At 54.0% G+C, this 20,189-nt stretch carries 18 protein-coding genes; 17 read left to right on the top strand and 1 reads right to left on the bottom strand.

Annotated features, from left to right (window positions below):
* Window positions 1-106: 106 nt before the first annotated feature.
* The 11 genes from serC to AC07YV_RS21680 all read left to right on the top strand — a co-directional run bounded on the left by serC (window position 107) and on the right by AC07YV_RS21680 (window position 11,673).
* Window positions 107-1,192, top strand: coding sequence for a 3-phosphoserine/phosphohydroxythreonine transaminase (serC, locus tag AC07YV_RS21730; protein ID WP_007973646.1), 1,086 nt, complete (start codon window positions 107-109; stop codon window positions 1,190-1,192).
* Window positions 1,192-2,286 carry a prephenate dehydratase gene (gene pheA / locus AC07YV_RS21725; protein ID WP_102700283.1) on the top strand — a complete coding sequence of 365 codons (1,095 nt, stop codon included), beginning with the start codon at window positions 1,192-1,194 and terminating at the stop codon, window positions 2,284-2,286. The genes serC and pheA overlap by 1 nt, the downstream gene beginning before the upstream one ends.
* A 12-nt stretch (window positions 2,287-2,298) precedes the next feature.
* Window positions 2,299-3,411, top strand: a complete 1,113-nt coding sequence (gene hisC, locus AC07YV_RS21720; protein ID WP_102700284.1) for a histidinol-phosphate transaminase — start codon at window positions 2,299-2,301, stop codon at window positions 3,409-3,411.
* 28 nt (window positions 3,412-3,439) lie between these two features.
* Window positions 3,440-5,647, top strand: coding sequence for a bifunctional prephenate dehydrogenase/3-phosphoshikimate 1-carboxyvinyltransferase (locus tag AC07YV_RS21715; protein WP_240628981.1), 2,208 nt, complete (start codon window positions 3,440-3,442; stop codon window positions 5,645-5,647).
* Window positions 5,644-6,333, top strand: a complete 690-nt coding sequence (cmk, locus tag AC07YV_RS21710; RefSeq protein ID WP_007973641.1) for a (d)CMP kinase — start codon at window positions 5,644-5,646, stop codon at window positions 6,331-6,333. The genes AC07YV_RS21715 and cmk overlap by 4 nt, the downstream gene beginning before the upstream one ends.
* A 120-nt stretch (window positions 6,334-6,453) precedes the next feature.
* On the top strand, window positions 6,454-8,145 hold the full coding sequence (rpsA, locus tag AC07YV_RS21705) for a 30S ribosomal protein S1 (protein ID WP_007973639.1): 1,692 nt from the start codon (window positions 6,454-6,456) through the stop codon (window positions 8,143-8,145).
* A 140-nt stretch (window positions 8,146-8,285) separates the two neighbouring features.
* Window positions 8,286-9,260 (top strand): NAD-dependent epimerase/dehydratase family protein, encoded by a 975-nt coding sequence (locus AC07YV_RS21700; protein WP_102700286.1) that lies wholly within the window; start codon window positions 8,286-8,288, stop codon window positions 9,258-9,260.
* Window positions 9,261-9,461: 201 nt separating this feature from the next.
* The gene (locus AC07YV_RS21695; RefSeq protein WP_102700287.1) at window positions 9,462-9,740 is read left to right on the top strand and encodes a hypothetical protein; all 279 of its coding nucleotides are present in this window, start codon (window positions 9,462-9,464) and stop codon (window positions 9,738-9,740) included.
* Between the two features lie 153 nt (window positions 9,741-9,893).
* Window positions 9,894-10,196 carry an integration host factor subunit beta gene (gene ihfB, locus AC07YV_RS21690; protein WP_102700288.1) on the top strand — a complete coding sequence of 101 codons (303 nt, stop codon included), beginning with the start codon at window positions 9,894-9,896 and terminating at the stop codon, window positions 10,194-10,196.
* Between the two features lie 22 nt (window positions 10,197-10,218).
* Window positions 10,219-10,449 (top strand): lipopolysaccharide assembly protein LapA domain-containing protein, encoded by a 231-nt coding sequence (locus AC07YV_RS21685; RefSeq protein ID WP_173900816.1) that lies wholly within the window; start codon window positions 10,219-10,221, stop codon window positions 10,447-10,449.
* A 180-nt stretch (window positions 10,450-10,629) separates the two neighbouring features.
* The gene (locus AC07YV_RS21680; protein WP_102700290.1) at window positions 10,630-11,673 is read left to right on the top strand and encodes an LPS O-antigen chain length determinant protein WzzB; all 1,044 of its coding nucleotides are present in this window, start codon (window positions 10,630-10,632) and stop codon (window positions 11,671-11,673) included.
* A 60-nt stretch (window positions 11,674-11,733) separates the two neighbouring features.
* On the opposite strand, the gene AC07YV_RS21675 is transcribed toward AC07YV_RS21680, so the two are convergent.
* Window positions 11,734-11,913 (bottom strand): hypothetical protein, encoded by a 180-nt coding sequence (locus AC07YV_RS21675; protein WP_494990349.1) that lies wholly within the window; start codon window positions 11,911-11,913, stop codon window positions 11,734-11,736.
* Between the two features lie 209 nt (window positions 11,914-12,122).
* On the opposite strand from AC07YV_RS21675, the gene tviB reads away from it, so the two are divergent.
* The 6 genes from tviB (at window position 12,123) to AC07YV_RS21645 (ending at window position 20,189) form a co-directional block, all read left to right on the top strand.
* Window positions 12,123-13,400 (top strand): Vi polysaccharide biosynthesis UDP-N-acetylglucosamine C-6 dehydrogenase TviB, encoded by a 1,278-nt coding sequence (tviB, locus tag AC07YV_RS21670; protein WP_102700292.1) that lies wholly within the window; start codon window positions 12,123-12,125, stop codon window positions 13,398-13,400.
* Window positions 13,401-13,465: 65 nt separating this feature from the next.
* Window positions 13,466-14,515, top strand: coding sequence for an NAD-dependent epimerase/dehydratase family protein (locus AC07YV_RS21665; protein ID WP_102700293.1), 1,050 nt, complete (start codon window positions 13,466-13,468; stop codon window positions 14,513-14,515).
* Window positions 14,516-14,520: 5 nt separating this feature from the next.
* Window positions 14,521-15,744: an MATE family efflux transporter gene (locus AC07YV_RS21660; RefSeq protein ID WP_102700294.1), complete on the top strand. Its 1,224-nt coding sequence runs from the start codon at window positions 14,521-14,523 to the stop codon at window positions 15,742-15,744.
* Between the two features lie 114 nt (window positions 15,745-15,858).
* Window positions 15,859-17,070 carry a hypothetical protein gene (locus tag AC07YV_RS21655; protein ID WP_102700295.1) on the top strand — a complete coding sequence of 404 codons (1,212 nt, stop codon included), beginning with the start codon at window positions 15,859-15,861 and terminating at the stop codon, window positions 17,068-17,070.
* A 34-nt stretch (window positions 17,071-17,104) separates the two neighbouring features.
* Entirely contained in the window at window positions 17,105-19,030 is a 1,926-nt protein-coding gene (gene asnB, locus AC07YV_RS21650; RefSeq protein WP_102700296.1) for an asparagine synthase (glutamine-hydrolyzing), read from the top strand.
* A gap of 22 nt (window positions 19,031-19,052) precedes the next feature.
* Complete coding sequence (locus tag AC07YV_RS21645; protein WP_102700297.1) at window positions 19,053-20,189, top strand: glycosyltransferase family 4 protein; 1,137 nt, start codon at window positions 19,053-19,055, stop codon at window positions 20,187-20,189.

The raw sequence follows: 20,189 nt of genomic DNA, 5'->3' as shown, positions 1-20,189 counted from the left end.
CTTTTGATCTTGCCTTCAGGAATAAAGATCAAAAGATCGCAGCCTCGCTTCGCTCGACAGCTCCTACAGATCAAATAGATTGATTGAAATCAGAGCGAGATTGGATGTGAGCAAGAGAGCCTATAACTTCTGTGCCGGTCCTGCGGCGCTTCCCGAAGCTGTCCTGCAGCGCGCCCAGGGTGAACTCCTCGACTGGCACGGCAAGGGTCTGTCGGTCATGGAAATGAGCCATCGCAGTGATGAGTTCGTGTCCATCGCCACCAAGGCCGAGCAGGATCTGCGTGATCTGCTGAATATCCCCTCGAACTATAAAGTGCTGTTCCTGCAAGGTGGCGCCAGCCAGCAATTCGCGCAGATTCCTCTGAACCTGCTGCCGGAAAACGGCTCGGCTGACTATATCGACACCGGTATCTGGTCGCAGAAAGCCATCGAAGAAGCTTCGCGCTACGGCCACGTCAACGTTGCCGGTACCGCCAAGCCCTACGACTATTTCGCCATTCCCGGTCAGAACGAGTGGAAGCTGTCGAAAGACGCGGCCTACGTTCACTACGCGCCGAACGAAACCATCGGTGGCCTGGAGTTCCAGTGGATTCCGGAAACCGGTGACGTTCCGCTGGTGGCTGACATGTCCTCTGACATCCTGTCGCGCCCGGTGGATGTTTCGCGTTTCGGCATGATCTACGCCGGTGCCCAGAAAAACATCGGCCCGAGCGGTATCGTCGTCAACATCGTTCGCGAAGACCTGCTCGGCAAGGCCCGCTCCCTGTGCCCGACCATGCTCAACTACAAGGTCGCGGCCGACAACGGCTCGATGTACAACACCCCGCCGACCCTGGCCTGGTACTTGTCCGGCCTGGTGTTCGAGTGGCTGAAAGAGCAGGGCGGCGTCGAGGCCATCGGCAAGCTCAACGAAGTCAAGCAGCGCACGCTGTACAGCTTCATTGATGCCAGCGGCCTGTACAGCAACCCGATCAACAAGTCGGACCGCTCGTGGATGAACGTGCCGTTCCGCCTGGCTGACGATCGTCTGGACAAGCCGTTCCTGGCCGGTGCCGACGAGCGCGGCCTGTTGAACCTCAAGGGGCACCGCTCCGTGGGCGGCATGCGCGCCTCCATCTATAACGCCGTCGATATCAACGCCGTCAATGCGCTGGTTTCGTACATGGCAGAGTTCGAGAAGGAACACGGCTAATGTCTGAGCAAGAACTCAAGGCACTGCGCCTGCGCATTGATGCCCTGGACGAAAAGGTCCTGGAGCTGATCAGTGAGCGTGCGCGCTGCGCCCAGGAAGTCGCGCGAGTAAAGATGGCCTCGCTGGCCGAAGGCGAAGTGCCGGTGTTCTATCGTCCTGAGCGTGAGGCTCAGGTGCTCAAGCGTGTCATGCAACGTAACCAGGGGCCGCTGGGCAACGAAGAGATGGCGCGGCTGTTCCGCGAAATCATGTCTTCCTGCCTGGCACTCGAGCAGCCGTTGAAAGTGGCTTATCTCGGCCCTGAGGGTACCTTCACCCAGGCGGCGGCCATGAAGCACTTTGGTCACGCGGTGATCAGCAAGCCGATGGCGGCAATCGACGAAGTGTTCCGTGAAGTGGCGGCCGGGGCGGTGAACTTTGGCGTGGTGCCGGTGGAAAACTCCACCGAAGGCGCGGTCAACCACACCCTCGACAGCTTCCTCGAACATGACATGGTGATCTGCGGCGAAGTCGAGCTGCGTATCCACCATCACCTGCTGGTCGGTGAAAACACCAAGACCGACAGCATCAGCCGCATCTACTCCCACGCCCAGTCCCTGGCCCAGTGCCGCAAGTGGCTGGACGCGCATTACCCGAATGTCGAGCGCGTGGCGGTGTCCAGCAACGCCGAAGCGGCCAAGCGGGTCAAGGGCGAGTGGAACTCGGCGGCGATTGCCGGTGACATGGCGGCCGGCCTGTATGGCTTGACCCGTCTGGCCGAAAAAATCGAGGACCGCCCGGATAACTCCACGCGCTTCCTCATGATCGGCAACCAGGAAGTGCCGCCGACCGGCGACGACAAGACGTCGATCATTGTCTCGATGAGCAACAAACCGGGTGCACTTCATGAGTTGCTGGTGCCGTTCCACGACAACGGCATCGACCTGACGCGAATCGAGACCCGTCCGTCGCGCAGCGGCAAATGGACCTACGTGTTCTTCATCGATTTTGTCGGCCATCACCGCGATCCGCTGGTAAAAGGTGTGCTGGAAAAAATCAGTCAGGAAGCAGTGGCACTCAAAGTGCTGGGTTCCTACCCGAAAGCAGTTCTCTAAGGGCGGTAGCAAATGAGTGGCAATTTCCTCGCTCTGGCACAGCCGGGCGTGCAACAACTTTCGCCTTACGTTCCGGGCAAACCCGTGGACGAACTGGCTCGCGAGCTGGACCTCGATCCAGCCAGCATCATCAAGCTGGCGAGCAACGAAAACCCGCTGGGCCCTGGCCCCAAAGCGCTGGCGGCGATCCGCGATGCGCTGGCCGAGCTGACCCGTTATCCGGACGGCAACGGGTTTGCCCTCAAGAGCCTGTTGGCCGAGCAGTGCCGGGTCGAACTTGATCAGGTTACGCTGGGCAATGGTTCCAACGACATCCTGGAACTGGTCGCGCGTGCCTATCTGGCACCGGGTCTGAATGCCGTGTTCAGCGAGCATGCGTTCGCTGTCTATCCGATTGCCACTCAGGCGGTCGGTGCGCAGGCCAAGGTGGTTCCGGCCAGGGATTGGGGGCATGACCTGCCGGCAATGCTGGCAGCCATCGACGCCAATACCCGCGTGGTCTTCATCGCCAACCCGAACAACCCGACCGGGACCTGGTTCGACGCCGAGGCGCTGGACGAATTCCTGCAGGATGTGCCGGAGCATGTGCTGGTCGTGCTGGACGAGGCTTACATCGAATACGCCGAAGGCAGCGATCTGCCGGATGGCCTCGACTTCCTGGCGGCCTATCCGAACCTGCTGGTTTCCCGGACCTTCTCCAAGGCCTATGGCCTGGCAGCGCTGCGCGTGGGTTATGGCTTGTCCACGGCGGTAGTCGCAGACGTGCTGAACCGTGTGCGCCAGCCGTTCAACGTCAACAGCCTGGCCCTGGCCGCGGCCTGTGCGGCGTTGAAGGATGACGAGTATCTGGCGCAAAGCCGTCAGTTGAACGAGTCCGGCATGCAGCAGCTGGAAGCCGGTTTCCGTGAGCTGGGTCTGAGCTGGATTCCATCCAAGGGCAATTTCATTTGCGTCGATCTCGGTCAGGTGGCGGCCCCGGTGTTCCAGGGCTTGCTGCGTGAAGGCGTGATCGTGCGCCCGGTGGCCAACTACGGCATGCCGAACCACCTGCGCGTCACCATTGGTCTGCCGGCAGAGAACAGCCGCTTCCTGGAAGCGCTGACCAAGGTTCTGGCTCGTGGTTGATGTCACTGCACTGCAATCTGCTGAACCTATGATCGGTCGCCTGGTGGTGGTCGGTCTGGGGTTGATCGGCGGTTCGTTTGCCAAGGGTTTGCGCGAAAGCGGGATGTGTCGCGAAGTGGTCGGGGTCGATCTCGATCCACAATCGCGCAAGCTCGCGGTCGAGTTGGGGGTGGTGGATCGCTGCGAAGAAGACCTGGGCGTTGCTTGTCAGGGCGCCGACGTCATTCAGTTGGCGGTACCGATCCTGGCCATGGAGAAAGTGCTCGCGCGTCTGGCTGGCATGGACCTGGGGCAGGCGATCCTGACCGATGTCGGTAGCGCCAAGGGCAACGTTGTACGCGCTGCCACCGAAGCATTTGGCAAGATGCCGCCATGCTTCGTGCCGGGGCATCCGATTGCCGGTTCCGAGCAGAGTGGGGTCGAAGCCTCCAACGCCGAGCTGTTCCGTCGGCACAAGGTGATCCTGACGCCGCTGGATCAGACCGATCCGGCAGCCTTGGCCGTGGTCGACCGTTTGTGGCGCGCGCTGGGTGCCGATGTCGAGCACATGCAGGTCGAACGTCACGACGAAGTACTGGCTGCGACCAGTCATCTGCCGCACTTGCTGGCGTTCGGTCTGGTCGACTCGTTGGCCAAGCGCAATGAAAATCTTGAGATCTTCCGTTACGCTGCGGGCGGTTTCCGTGATTTCACAAGAATCGCGGGTAGCGACCCGGTCATGTGGCACGACATCTTCCTCGCCAACCGCGAAGCTGTCCTGCGCACACTCGATACATTTCGCAGCGATCTCGACGCCTTGCGCGACGCGGTCGATGCAGGGGATGGGCACCAATTGTTGGGCGTTTTCACTCGCGCCCGGGTTGCCCGCGAGCATTTCAGTAAAATCCTGGCCCGCAGGGCCTATGTGGACGCTATGAATTCCAACGATCTGATTTTCCTGGCTCAACCTGGTGGCCGCCTGTCCGGTCGGATTCGCGTACCGGGTGACAAATCGATTTCCCACCGTTCGATCATGCTCGGTTCCCTCGCTGAAGGCGTCACCGAAGTCGAAGGCTTCCTCGAGGGTGAAGATGCCCTGGCGACCTTGCAGGCGTTCCGTGACATGGGCGTGGTCATCGAAGGCCCGCACCACGGTCGCGTGACCATTCACGGCGTTGGCCTGCATGGCCTGAAGCCAGCGCCGGGCCCGATCTACCTGGGCAACTCCGGTACGTCGATGCGTCTGCTGTCCGGCCTGCTCGCCGCGCAGAACTTCGACAGCACCCTGACCGGCGACGCCTCGCTGTCCAAGCGCCCGATGAATCGCGTGGCCAATCCGCTGCGTGAAATGGGGGCGGTGATCGAGACTGCCGCCGAAGGTCGTCCACCGATGACCATTCGTGGTGGCAACAAGCTCAAGGGCCTGACCTACACCATGCCGATGGCCAGCGCCCAGGTTAAGTCCTGCCTGCTGCTGGCTGGTCTGTATGCCGAAGGCAAGACCACCGTGACCGAGCCGGCTCCGACTCGCGACCATACCGAGCGCATGCTGCGCGGTTTCGGCTACCCGGTAAGCGTTGACGGTGCCACGGCATCGGTTGAGTCCGGTGGCAAGCTGGCCGCGACCCACATCGAAGTGCCGGGCGACATTTCGTCGTCGGCGTTCTTCCTGGTGGCGGCATCGATCGCCGAAGGTTCGGACCTGGTGCTCGAGCATGTCGGCATCAATCCGACCCGTACCGGCGTGATCGACATCCTGCGCCTGATGGGGGCGGACATCACCCTGGAAAACCAGCGTGAAGTCGGCGGCGAACCCGTGGCTGACCTGCGTGTGCGGGCAGCTAAACTCAAAGGTATCGAGATTCCTGAAGAGTTGGTCCCGTTGGCCATCGACGAATTCCCGGTACTGTTCGTGGCCGCTGCCTGCGCCGAAGGGCGCACCGTGCTGACCGGCGCCGAAGAGCTGCGGGTCAAGGAATCGGATCGTATCCAGGTCATGGCGGACGGCCTGCTGGCGCTGGGCGTCAAATGCGAACCGACCCCGGACGGCATCATCATCGACGGCGGCCAGATCGGCGGCGGTGAAGTGCACGGTCATGGTGACCACCGTATCGCCATGGCGTTCAGCGTTGCTTCGCTGCGCGCCAGTGCGCCGATCCGCATTCATGATTGCGCCAACGTCGCGACGTCGTTCCCGAACTTCCTGGCGCTGTGCGCGCAGGTCGGCATTCGTGTGGCACAAGAGGCGCAGTCGTGAACAACATTGCACCGGTCATCACCATCGACGGGCCAAGCGGTTCGGGCAAGGGCACGGTAGCCGGGATTCTGGCCAAGCGCCTGGGCTGGAACCTGCTGGATTCCGGTGCGTTGTACCGCCTGCTGGCTTTCGCCGCGCACAACCATGGTGTCGACCTGACCAACGAAGAGCTGCTGAAGAAACTCGCCGCTCATCTGGACGTGCAGTTCATCGCGGCGACGGACGGTCAGCTGCAACGCATCATCCTGGAAGGTGATGAAGTCAGCGATGTCATTCGCACCGAAAGCGTCGGTTCCGGCGCTTCCCAGGTCGCTGCGTTGCCCGCTGTACGCGAGGCGCTGCTGCAGCGCCAGCGTGCTTTTCAGGAAGCGCCGGGCCTGGTGGCAGATGGTCGCGACATGGGCACCGTGGTTTTTCCTGATGCGCCGCTGAAGATTTTTCTGACCGCCAGTGCCGAGGAGAGGGCGCGCCGTCGATATTTGCAGTTGAAGGGCAAAGTCGAGGGTGTTAGTCTGTCGAGTCTGCTAGATGAGATACGTGCACGCGATGAGCGTGACACCCAGCGAGCGGTAGCCCCGCTCAAACCGGCGGCCGACGCCATACAGCTGGATTCCACGGAATTGTCCATCGACCAGGTGCTGGAACGCATCATGAGCGAGATCGCCATTCGCGATATCGCCGGGTGACCAAGAGGGCCGCAGGGGACCAGTCATAGTCCTGCGGTGGCTTCTTTTAAATGAAACTAACCCACACCGTCTGGGGTGTGGAGATGGGCGTTTTCTTCGCCCTCATCAACAGGAATTAAAATGAGCGAAAGCTTTGCGGAACTCTTTGAAGAAAGCCTAAAAACCCTGAACCTTCAGGCAGGCTCCATCATCACCGGTGTTATCGTTGATATCGATTACCAGGCTCGCTGGGTAACCGTTCACGCTGGCCTGAAGTCTGAAGCACTCATCCCGCTTGAGCAGTTCTACAACGACGCTGGCGAACTGAACATCAACGTCGGTGACGAAGTTCACGTTGCTCTGGACTCGGTTGAAGACGGCTTTGGCGAAACCAAGCTGTCCCGTGAAAAAGCCAAGCGCGCTGAATGCTGGATTGTTCTGGAAGCAGCCTTCGCAGCCGAAGAAGTGGTCAAGGGCGTTATCAACGGTAAGGTTAAAGGCGGCTTCACTGTCGACGTTAACGGCATCCGTGCGTTCCTGCCAGGTTCTCTGGTTGACGTCCGTCCAGTGCGCGACACCACGCACCTGGAAGGCAAAGAGCTGGAATTCAAGGTCATCAAGCTGGACCAGAAGCGCAACAACGTTGTCGTTTCCCGTCGCAGCGTCCTGGAAGCCGAGAACTCCGCCGAGCGCGAAGCTCTGCTGGAATCCCTGCAGGAAGGCCAACAAGTCAAAGGTATCGTCAAGAACCTCACCGATTACGGCGCATTCGTCGATCTGGGTGGCGTCGATGGCCTGCTGCACATTACCGACATGGCTTGGAAGCGTATCAAGCATCCTTCCGAAATCGTCAACGTTGGCGACGAGATCGATGTCAAGGTTCTGAAGTACGATCGCGAGCGCAATCGTGTTTCCCTGGGCCTGAAGCAACTGGGCGAAGATCCATGGGTTGCTATCAAAGCCCGTTACCCAGAAAGCACTCGCGTTACCGCGCGTGTAACCAACCTGACCGACTACGGCTGCTTCGCTGAGCTGGAAGAAGGCGTTGAAGGTCTGGTACACGTTTCCGAAATGGACTGGACCAACAAGAACATCCACCCTTCGAAAGTCGTACAAGTCGGCGACGAAGTGGAAGTCATGGTTCTGGACATCGACGAAGAGCGTCGTCGTATCTCCCTGGGCATCAAGCAGTGCAAATCTAACCCATGGGAAGATTTCTCTGGCCAGTTCAACAAGGGCGATAAAATCTCCGGCACCATCAAGTCGATCACCGATTTCGGTATCTTCATTGGTCTGGACGGCGGCATCGACGGTCTGGTTCACCTGTCCGACATCTCCTGGAACGAAGTGGGCGAAGAAGCCGTACGCCGCTTCAAGAAGGGCGACGAGCTGGACACCGTTATCCTGTCGGTTGACCCAGAGCGCGAGCGCATCTCCCTGGGTATCAAGCAACTGGAAAGCGATCCGTTCTCCGAGTACGTTCAAGAGAACGACAAAGGCGCCATCGTTAAAGGCATCGTGAAGGAAGTTGACGCTAAAGGCGCCATCATCACTCTGGCCGACGATATCGAAGCGACTCTGAAAGCCTCCGAAATCAGCCGTGACCGCGTTGAAGACGCGCGCAACGTTCTGAAAGAAGGCGAAGAAGTAGAAGCCAAGATCATCAGCGTTGACCGCAAGAGCCGTGTAATCCAGCTCTCGATCAAGTCGAAAGACGTTGAAGACGAGAAAGAAGCAATCCAGAGCCTGCGCGACAAGCCAGTAGCTACTGATGCTCCTGTGGCCACCACCCTGGGTGACCTGCTGCGTGCACAAATGGAAAAGCAGAACTAAGTTCTGACTTTCTGTAAAAAAGGGCGACTTCGGTCGCCCTTTTTTTGTATGCTGATTTTGATGTGTCCCGTGTAAATGTCATTAGTTCGCAGAATTATAGGCGCTATGAATTCAATCCTTCGACTCTCGGAGCGGCATTCTTGACTCTCTCACAAAAGATACTGATCACCGGAGCTACCGGCTTTATCGGGCAGGAGCTTCTGCAGCAACTCATAGCAAAAAAGAATGTGGATCTCACTGCGCTGGTTCGCAGTCAGAGTCAGAAAGTTCCGAGCGAAGTAGCTCAAGTCATAATCAACAGTAACGTAGCCTGGGACGACGCGCCTTTTCCTGAGGGTGTCACTGCGCTGATCCACCTCGCCGGTCGCGCGCACGTATTGAAAGAAACCTCGAGTTCGCCTCTCGATCTCTATCGCGCAGACAATGTTGAATTCACATTGAATCTGGCTCGAAAGGCACTGGCCACCGGCGTGAAGCGCTTCATTTTTATTAGCTCCATTGGCGTGAACGGATCAAGCACAACAACCACGCCATTCGATGAGTCCTCAATACCAGCTCCCAAAGCGGACTATGCGATATCCAAGTGGGAGGCCGAACAAGGTTTGCGTGAGCTTCTGAAGGGTTCTGATATGGAGCTCGTAATCATTCGTCCACCGCTTGTGTATGCTGGCCATGCCCCTGGAAACTTTCGGCGTTTATTGAAACTGGTTGCCACAGGCCTGCCGTTGCCACTTGCATCGGTCGATAATTGCCGCAGCATGGTGTCATTGCGAAACCTGGTGGACTTCATTTCCCTGTGTATTGAGCATCCAGCGGCTGCTAACGAAACGTTCCTGATTTCTGATGGGGTGGATCTTTCCACTCCCCAGATTGTCAAGCGCTTGGCGGAAGGAATGGGTAAGCGGGTCTCGCTCGTGCCTATGCCGCCAGGAATTATGCGTTGGGGCGCTCGCGTTGCGGGGTTGGGAGGTGCCTTTGAGCAGCTCTGTGGATCTCTGGTGGTGGACTCCAGTAAAGCCTGTAATCTTCTCGGATGGCGCGCACCGCTCGGTGCAGATCAGGCGGTGATCGAGGCGGGCAGGGATTTCAAAACGATGCACGCGAAGGGCGGGTGAGCAGTACTGGTTTCGCCTTCTGTGGGTGATGCGACGGTTCCCTTGGGATCCTTGGCTGGCCTCCTTTGTTTTGCTTCAGTCGTGAAACTAGTGCCCATGGCAAGTGGTCCCTTTCTACAACGGCATGAATCGTTTATTTACAGCTAGTCTTTTGCTTGAAGCGAACGAAAGTCGGGCGGCGTGCCTGGCCTAAGGAAGCGAATGAACAAGCTCATCGTAGTAATGACAGTACTGATACTGGCTGGCTGCGGCACTAATGCCAAGACTCACGCGGTGCGTGGGGTCAGTGGTATCGAGATTGATTGTTCGGGACTGGGGTCGGGATGGGAGAAGTGCCGCAAGCGAGCGAGCAAAGAGTGCAGCGCGGAGGGCTACAAAGTTGTAGCCAGGTCCGATGATGCCAAAGATGAGGATGGGAGCCCCTTTGGCTTCAACCCTGCTGGCTATCTGACGCGCACCATGTTGGTTGTCTGTAGGTGAGCGTGAGGGTGCAGGATCAGTGTTCCGCTGCCTTGGAAGTGGACATCCCTTTGCTGGAGGAAAATGTAAAAAACTCGGGCTGTTCAAATTGATCCGGGCGTGCTAAAACCTTTGAAGCGCTTGATCTAGCTGCTTGAAAAAGAAGGGAAAAATATGACGAAGTCGGAGTTGATCGAACGAATAGTCACCCACCAAGGGCTGCTCTCATCCAAGGATGTGGAGCTGGCCATCAAGACCATGCTTGAACAAATGTCCCAATGTCTGGCTACTGGTGATCGCATCGAGATCCGTGGGTTTGGCAGCTTCTCCTTGCACTACAGAGCGCCGCGAGTCGGTCGCAATCCGAAAACCGGTCAGTCAGTCAGTCTCGATGGCAAATTTGTTCCTCATTTCAAGCCGGGGAAAGAGTTGCGTGATCGGGTGAATGAAGAAGAGGAAGGTTACGTTGAGGAGTAGTTGGCGTGCCGGGAGTCGCTTCATGCGGTTTGCGATCACGGGACTGGTGCTGTTGGTAGCGGTCGCGTGTTTACTTTTTGTGTTGGAAAATCAGCAGCTCGTTGTCGTTTCCTTTTTTGGTTTTTCATCTCCCGAGCTGCAGGTATCAATTGTTGGAGTTGTCGCATTCCTGGCCGGAATGATCATGGGCGGATTGATGGTGGCCGTTTATGCCTTGAGATCCAGGAGGAGAGTGCGGCAGGTTTCTCATTAAGATTGACGCTGGGTGTTCGAGCGTTCAGTCGGGGTTTTGGTATGTCGTGTGCTGCGAACGCTCTTTAAGAGGGGGGCGCGGTGCGGTTGCAGCTTGAGTCCTGGAGTTTTACGTTGATGGTTCTCAATGTCTGTGTTCGTGGAATGTAAAGTAATTTTATAAGTAGAAGGCTATCAGTATATGCAGGGCGACTCCAGAGAAGAAAAAAATGTAGGTGATTTTGAGTTTCAAAGGTTTGTTCGCGCTATTTTACGTCAGAAGTATATCATCTTGGCTTTTGCTGTCCTTGGGGCTGTCGCTGCAGCGAGCTATGCTTTTGTCGCTACTCCAATTTATGAGGCGAAGGCTTTCGTAATTCCGCCAACTCAGAACGATATTGCTAACTTTAACTACGGGCGAACGAAAGATACCGAGTTGGCGCCTTATAGTGTTAAGGATGTCTACGACATATACATTCGTCGCTTGCAGGCAGAGTCGCTGCGTCGGGATTTTTTTTACAAGGTCTATCTACCAAGTTTGTCCGAGGATCAGCGTAAAAAGTCCCAGGATGTTTTGTATGCGGATTTCTCTCAGGTGCTCCGTGTCGTTTCTCCGCTCAAGGAGGCCTCGGACAGATATTTGGTTGTCGTACAAACCAGTAACCCTGAGCAGGCCAGAAATTGGGCCGCAGCATACATTGCCCAGGCCGGCGATTTGGCTAAAAATGAAATGATCAGGAATCTTTCGATCGAGTCAGAGGTTCGTGCTCGTAATTTGGAGCAGCAGATAAGCTCCGCAAGGGATGCGAGTCGCGTGGCGAAAGAGGACTCGATAGCCAGGTTGGCTGAAGCCTTGCGCATTGCCGAGTCGATTGGATTGGCGAAGCCGCCCGCCATTACGCTGAGTCAGTCTGTTATTGCAGGTGGTGAGTCTGGTCAGCTTACGTACATGCGTGGCTCGATAGCGCTGAAGGCGGAAATCGAGAATATGCAGGCCCGCACGTCGGATGACCCGTTCACGGATCGTTTGCGTGAGCTTCAGGGTAAATACAACTTTTTCAAGGGGTTGAAAACTGACGCGGCAGCGGTGTCTGTCTATCGGCAGGACGGAGATGTCGAGCTGCCAGATACCCCGGTCAAGCCTAACAAGGCATTGATCCTTGTCTTGGGTATTATTTCTGGCTTTATGCTGGGTTTGGCTGTCGTATTGTTGCGTGGGTTCTTCGCAGCGAAATCGGAAGATTAAACTTTATACCCTCTGTCAGTAATATTTCATTGCCCTGTCGCCGAGCGATGGGGCAGTAATTTAACCGCGGAAGGAAGCTGGGTCCTGCTCCTTGGTGGGCAGTGCCAGAATGTTTCTTAGCTCGTAATCAGCCGGCTCAGCGTTTTTTTTTTTTTCGACGGGCGGGGTCGAACTTTGCTCGGCAATGTGATACGCAGCGATGGTCACGGGTTGATCGTCGGCAGTTTCCAGTCGTTTCATTGGCGGCTATTATCCCCGGCGGCGCGCTGCTCCTCGCAGTTACGCCAGGGTGGGGATATTCTTTCCCTGGCTGCTGAAAATGATTGTGGTTCCCTGCGGGGCTTTCGGTATAATTTCCAGTTTGCGCAGCTATGCCGTACGTTTCTGACGCGCGAGATGTAAAGTGGTTTAACGATCGACTTAATATTGATGAATGGCAAGGGAAAACAATGCTTAAACTCGAAGATGTGAAGTTGGCCATAGTGGGTCTCGGTTATGTGGGCTTGCCGCTGGCGGTTGAGTTTGGCAAAAAAATGCAAGTGGTTGGTTTTGATATCAGCCAGCGACGAATTGATGCGCTGAAAGCCGGTCATGACGCTACTCTCGAGGTGTCTGATGAAGAGTTGCAGTCCGCATCAGGATTAAGCTTTAGCTCCGCGCTGGATGAGTTGTCTGCCTGCAACGTATTTATTGTTACCGTGCCTACGCCGATCGATGAACACAAGAGACCGGACTTGACGCCCTTGGTTAAAGCGAGCGAGTCCATTGGTCGTGTTCTGAAAAAAGGCGATATCGTTATTTATGAATCAACGGTCTATCCTGGCGCTACCGAGGAAGACTGTGTTCCAGTATTGGAAAAAGTATCCGGTCTCGAATTCAATGTTGATTTTTTTGCAGGTTATAGTCCGGAGCGCATAAATCCGGGCGATAAAGAGCATCGCGTAACTACCATTAAAAAAGTTACAGCGGGTTCAACTCCAGAAGTCGCCGATCTTGTCGATGCGCTGTATAACACAATCATTATTGCTGGTACTCACAAGGCCAAGAGCATCAAAGTTGCCGAAGCTGCAAAAGTTATTGAAAATACGCAACGCGATTTGAATATTGCGCTGATCAATGAGTTGGCATTGATTTTCAATAAAATGGGTATTGATACCGAGGCCGTTTTGGAGGCCGCCGGGACGAAGTGGAACTTCTTGCCATTTCGTCCGGGCTTGGTAGGCGGGCATTGCATCGGTGTAGATCCTTACTACCTGACGCACAAGGCTCAGTCTATTGGTTACCACCCTGAAATCATTCTGGCCGGTCGCCGTTTGAACGACAGTATGGGGGCTTACGTCGTCTCTCAACTAGTCAAGGCAATGCTCAAGCGCAAAATTCATGTTGATGGTGCGCGAGTGCTGATTATGGGGTTGACGTTTAAAGAAAACTGCCCTGATCTGCGCAACACCAAAATCATCGACATCGTAAATGAACTCGCTGAATTCAATATTGTTGTTGATGTGTACGACCCGTGGGTAGATGCGGCTGAAGCAGTTCATGAGTACTCGATTACTCCTATCAGTCAGCCAGAGGTCAATTCCTACGACGGTATTATTCTGGCTGTGGCACATAACGAGTTTTCCGCGATGGGCGCTGAGAGCATCCGGAGCCTGGGTAAAGCCGAACACGTTCTCTATGACCTCAAGTATCTGCTGGATGCCTCTCAGTCAGATCTGCGTCTGTGATCCTCAGGGTCTGTGAAGACCCTGATTCGTTATCACTGACATAAAAATGCCAAGTCGAGAATTACATGATCCGTTTCGAGAAAGTCAAAGCTGAAATTCAACAGTCTCCCAAGGTTTGGTTGATCACAGGTGTCGCCGGATTTATCGGCTCCAATCTATTGGAGACGCTGCTGCAGTTGGATCAGCGGGTAGTTGGGCTCGATAATTTTGCGACCGGGCATCAACGTAATCTCGACGAAGTGCAGTCGGTAGTGAGCCCGGAGCAATGGGCGCGATTCGTACTCGTGACCGGCGATATCAGAAATATTGAAGACTGCAGAAGGGCGATGACTTTTGATGCGGCCACTGATATTCCGGTGGACTACGTACTGCATCAGGCGGCGCTTGGGTCCGTCCCTCGTTCCATCAATGATCCCATTACCACGAACAGCACCAATATTGATGGCTTTCTGAATATGCTGGTCGCGGCGAAAGACGCGCAGGTAAAGAGTTTTACTTACGCAGCCTCCAGCTCTACCTATGGCGATCACCCGGGACTGCCTAAAGTTGAGGGTGTTATCGGAAAACCTCTTTCTCCTTATGCCGTCACGAAATATGTAAACGAACTGTACGCTGAAGTTTTTTCCAGCACTTACGGTTTCAAAACCATTGGTCTTCGTTACTTCAACGTGTTCGGCAAGCGTCAGGATCCAAATGGCGCCTATGCAGCAGTTATTCCCAAGTGGACTGCGGCCATGATCAACAACGAGGAGGTTTTCGTTAATGGTGATGGGGAAACGAGTCGCGATTTCTGCTTTGTAGAGAATGCGGTCCAGGCCAATATTCTGGCTGCCTGTGCGAGTCCTGAAGCAAAAAACAATGTTTATAACGTCGCCGTTGGAGACCGCACGACATTGAATCAGGTCTTTGCTTGTATCAAGGGTGCTTTGTCCAATGTTGATGTCACGACTACGTCTGAAATGGTGTATCGGGATTTCCGTGCCGGTGATGTAAGACATTCGCAAGCCAATATTGACAAGGCAAAGAATCTGCTGGGCTATCAACCTCTCTTCAATGTTGGCGAAGGTATGTTGAAAGCAGCTGACTGGTACGTTTCGTTCTTCGCAAGAAGTTAACTCTTGTGATTAAAGAGATCTGTGCTGTTACAGTTTTGGCAAACAAACTTTGCATGTTTGTTTTGCTGTTCAGCTTGGCCCGAATGTTAGGGGTTGAGTTGTACGGCGTATTCTCTTACCACTACGCGATCGTAACAGGCATCGCGACTGTGGTGGGTGAGTGCTTGAGTGTGGCGCTAAGTCGCTATGCGGTAATGAATGCCGAAAATGTAAACTACAGGACTTCCTTGAGTCTCATGGCATGGGGCGGCATCGTTGTGGGTGCCCTCTGTGTCATTGTTTTTTCAGTATTCCCGGCCCCCGCGTCCTCTTATGAGGTGAGTGCTGGCTACTTGATGGCCGGCGCGTTTTTCCTCGGGTTTGCCTGTGTTTGCAATTTGACCATAACCGGTCTGATGTTCTCGCTTAACACCTCTGGAAGATGGGTGGCTGCGTTGGCCGCTCATGGGCTGCTCGGATTGCTCCTGGTGCTGGCTATCGCGAAGGTTGAAGGGCGTATAGAGGGTGTCATTTTGACACTTGCACTCTGCACGTTGATCGCTCCTGCGTTCGGTTTTTTTATGATAAAGGCGAGCAGGTTCAGCCATGAAAAAGGGAGAGGGCGTGAGTACTTCTCTTTTGCAAAGATGGCAACTCTGCTCTTCCGATCTGGCGCGCCTGCCATCGCTGGAAGCATGCTTCTGGGGGCACCTGTTCATATCATTTGTCTGATGATATTTGCAAATTCAAGTTTGAATGTTTCTGAAGTGGGCTATTTCAATCTGTTTTTTCTTTTTTATATTCTGGTCACGGTTCTTCCGAGTTCACTTGCTTCATATGCCATCGTCAAGCTGGCTGGCCACGGCAAAAACTCCAGCAAGTTGTATTTGATGCTTGGTGTTGCAGTTTCGATTTGTTTGCCTTTGTTCATGGTTCTGACGCAGAGTTACTGGTTATGTATTCTGGGTAGTAGTTTGTGCAGTAAAACCGACCTTCTGTCTTATGCGGTGTTGGCGGGAGGTCTTGGCCTTGTGACTACTATCATTACTCAGATCCTGCACAGCAAAAATCTGACCAAGGTTGTTTTTCTGGCTAGTTGCGTTTATGCGATCGTCTATCTGTCGTCGACGGTTTTTACGGGTATGAAGGGCGATATGTTGGCGATTGATCTTTTCAGATCATTCATACTGGCCCTGGCTGCACAAATTATAGTGCTTGCGTCCTTGGGCGGACGTAAGTTGTTGCAATGAAAAATATATTCGATCTGAGTCATGCTCACGCTATGCGCATGACGGTAAGTGATGTTGGGGCCAGTGTTGGACCTGGTTGTCGGTTCTGTTGCTTTACTTTTTTGAGTTAGGTTCATGGTTATATTACTGGTTTCGACATGCTTGCTGATTTTGGTCGTTCAAATCATTTTGTGCCTGATATCCAAAAAATATCTGGTTGCATTGTACGCAGTCTGCTACTCGGTGCCCTTCCTTGGGCTGATAAGCAGCCTGTGGAGCGAGACCGTTACGCTTTGGCCGATCGGAGACTATAGTTTTTACCTTGATGAACAGTTCGTATTCAGACTTTCGCTTGTCTGGTTTCTAGGCGTTGCGGGCGGGCTGACTGCCTACCTGTTGGGGCTTTTGGTGCCTGCCGAAAATTCTTCCTCGCGCCGCAATGCTTTTTTCTCCCCAATCGACTTCAAGTTGGCAGGACTGGTGTTTCTTTCAATATCGGTCTTCTTTGTTTTGTTCAGACTGATAAATGTGGAAGCGATGCTCGAGATGTTTGCGGGTGTTGAGGCTGTGGTGGTTTTTTCTATCATTGCGGTCACTGCATTGGCGTTTGCCTATCCATCATCCTACATGCTTACCTTGTCGGCGCTGCTGGTGATGACTTATTCCATTGCCAACGCGATGACCGGAGATCGGGATTTTGTTGTGTTGGTAGTCGCCTATGTGCTGGGTTTGATGTTTCGCTACAGCCATCTCATCAAATTCAAAACATTGTTGTGTGTTGCGGCTTTTATGCTGGTAGTTCTGAGCAGTGGCGTTATCGTTTCAATGGTGCGCATGGATGTTGATTTAACTACGGATAATATTGAACAATTCTTTTTGTTCAATTCCTGGAATGCAATCATCCTGCCGCTCGTCCAGCAGTTGACAGGCTTCTGGGATGGGGAGCACCTGCGCTACGGTCAGACCTACCTCGATATGTTTCTTTCGCTGGCACCTTCTCCTATCTATACGGCTTTCGGTGTAGTGAAGCCCATTACGGTGGATAACCCGGCCTACTGGTACTTCATTACCGGGATGGGCGGGATTCATGCCGCTGGTGTGGCGTTCGAAAACTTTGGCTTGTTTGGTGTATTCTTCAATGGGTTCATCAGCGTCTGTTTCTTGCGTTTTGTCGATTCGCGCTGGCGCGATAACGACTTCTTGCAGCTTTTTCTGTATATGCTTTGTGCTGCGTCGGTAATGCACTGGGTTTGGTATGGTGAAATAAGCTTGCTGAATGCGATGGTTTTTTATGTATTGTCATTTGGATTATTCTTCGCGATGAAACTCGTTCGGGTTTTGAAGTGAGTTTAAATATTTTCACTGGAGTGAGAGCGTAGGTATGTGCGGAATTGCGGGAGTTGTCGGGTGGAAGTTGGATCAGCAGAGCGCCTTTGCCGTTGGCAAAATGGTGGATGCGCTGATACATCGCGGGCCCGATGACGGAGCAGTTTGGTCAGATGCCGATAGTGGAGTTTCGCTGGGCCATCGGCGGCTTTCTATTCTGGAGTTGTCGGTACACGGAAGTCAGCCAATGGTGTCCGATAACGAGCGTTTCGTTATCGTGTTCAATGGTGAAATCTATAATTTCAATGAGTTGCGACAAAAACTGATTGACTCCGGTTCGACACGTATCTGGCGTGGTCACTCTGACACGGAAGTACTGCTGGCCGCGATCGAGGCGTGGGGTGTACAAACAACGCTCGAAAATCTGGTCGGCATGTTTGCATTCGCTGTCTGGGACAAAGTCAGCAAGACAATTACGTTAGCCCGGGATCGTATGGGGGAAAAACCCCTGTATTACGGTATTGTCGGTAACCGGTTTGTTTTCTCCTCCGAGTTGAAGGCAATCAAGGCGGCCTTTACTGATGATCTGCGCATTGATCGTCATGCACTGGCGAAGTTCGTCAGATTTGGCTATGTTCCAGCCCCTGAGTCTATCTACGAAGGTATCAAGAAACTGGCGCCAGCCCATTATCTTACGGTGGACTCTTTTTCTTCCCGGCAGACACCTGTTTCATACTGGTCACTGGCGCAATCCAGTGCATTAAGGGATGAGTTGTCTCAGGCTAGTGATAAAGAAGTGGTGGACGTTGTCGGTGAAAGGCTGTCGGCTGCGGTGAAGTCGCAGATGATTGCGGATGTTCCACTCGGTGCGTTCCTGTCCGGTGGGGTGGATTCAAGCCTGATTGTTTCGTTGATGCAGTCGCAAAGCAGTTCAAGTATCAATACTTACACCATCGGCTTCAATGAGCCGGAGTTTGATGAAGCCCCTTATGCGAAGGCGATCGCCAAGCACTTGGGGACGAATCACACTGAGTTTTATCTGGGTGCGGACGACGCCGTTGCGATCATTCCGCATTTGCCGGAAATTTACGACGAGCCTTTCGCTGACTCCTCGCAGATCCCTACAATCCTGGTTTCCAGGATGACCAAGCAACATGTATCTGTTGCGCTGTCCGGGGACGGCGGTGATGAACTTTTTGCCGGCTATCCCCGCTACCAGATCACTGCCGGCTTATGGGCGCGTATAGAAAAGCTTCCATTGCCTGCACGCCGTGTCATGGCTTACTCACTTCGCTCGCTTTCCTCAAAAGGGTGGGACAACGTCTGCTCTGTTTTACCGGGTTCGGTACGAGCAAAAGTGAATGGTCGCCGCATCTACAGAATGTCCGAGTTGCTGGCATCCGAGAGTCTGGCACAGATGTACACCGGTTTGATGTCGCAGTGGCAGCCTGATGACAACGTCGTGCTGGGAGCTGGCGGTCAAGGTCAGGGCGCTATTTGCTGGGAATCGGCGGACGACTATATTGAGGAAATGCGTCGGTGGGACGTGTCTCAATATTTGCCTGACGACTTGCTGGTTAAAGTAGACCGCGGCGCCATGAGCGCGAGCCTCGAAACCCGCGCGCCATTGCTCGATCATCGAGTTGCGGAACTGGCGTTTTCCTTGTCTTCAGACCAATTAATCAAAAATGGTGTTGGGAAATGGCCGCTTCGTGAGTTGCTGAAACGCTATGTACCCAATTCATTCTTCGATAGGCCGAAGGCGGGCTTCTCCATTCCCCTGGCGCAATGGCTGCGTGGGCCGCTTAGAGAGTGGGCGGAAGAGCTGTTGACGGAAGAGCGAATCAAGAGAGAAGGTTATTTTGATTGTCAGAAAATTCGTTCGGCATGGGTCCAGCATCAAAACGGAACCTACGATCGCAGTCTTCATTTGTGGAATATTCTAATGTTCCAGTCCTGGCTTGATAAAAATAGTCGTTAATTATATTGAGCAATGGTGTTCTATGAAGATAGTTTTCAACGCGCTCTCTGCCCGACTTGGCGGAGGTCAGACATACCTGATCAATCTTTTTCAATTTGTTCCCGTCAACGAAGATCTTGAGATTGTTGTCTTCGCCCCGGCTTCACTGAAGCTGCCGGATCATCCCCGGATCCGTCGGGTTGAACCGGCCTGGCCCACAGAGAACCCGATTCTCAGGGCGTTTTGGGAAAAGTGGGCGCTGCCCGGTATCTTGAAGGCGGAAAAGGCCGACGTGCTGTTTTGCCCCGGTGGGGTAGTCAGCACTCGTGCGCCTGCAGGCTGCAAGGTTGCGACGATGTTTCGGAACATGATCCCGTTTGATTTGCGCGTACGCAAAAGTATCCCGTTGGGGTTACAGCGCCTCAGGAACTGGTTGTTGAACCGCATTATGCTCAAGAGCATGTCGGAAGCTGATTTGACAATCTTCATCTCCAATTACGCGCGGAGTGTAATCGAGTCGCTGACCAAGGTGAAAAACGCCGTCACCATCCCCCATGGCATCGGTTCGGTGTTTCGAACTCACAGCGATAACCCCGTTCGCCCTGATTTTCTTCCGGTGGGTGATTACATTTTATATGTGTCGAGATTTGATGTTTACAAACATCATTATGAGGTTGTCAATGCCTACGCAAACCTCCCTCAGGAGCTTCGCGAAAGGTTTCCGCTAATTTTCGTGGGTGAAACACATCTGCCAGAGGCCGAGCGCGTAAAAGCTCTGATTTCTACACTTGGCCTGGAAAGTCAGGTGCTGTTATTGGGTGCTATCCCCTATCAGAGCCTTCCTCCTCTGTATCATCACGCCTATCTGAATCTCTTTGCTTCGTCCTGTGAGAACTGCCCGAATATTCTTCTTGAAGCTATGGCTTCCGGTAGGCCAATGATCTGCTCCAATGTAATGCCGATGCCGGAATTTGGAGCAGATGCTGCACTTTATTTTTCGCCGTTTGATTCAAAAAATATAAAAGATGTTCTCTCCGAGGCGTTAACGAGTCCAGATGTTTTGAAGAAATTGTCCACCGCGGCTGTAACGCAAAGTGACAAGTTTGACTGGGAAAATACCTCGAGAAAAACGTGGTTCGAGTTGCTGGCCTTGGCCGGACGCGCAAAGGGAAGTGTTTGA

The organism is Pseudomonas sp. GW456-E7, from assembly GCF_059424105.1.
This window is presented reverse-complemented; position numbering and strand designations above follow the sequence as displayed.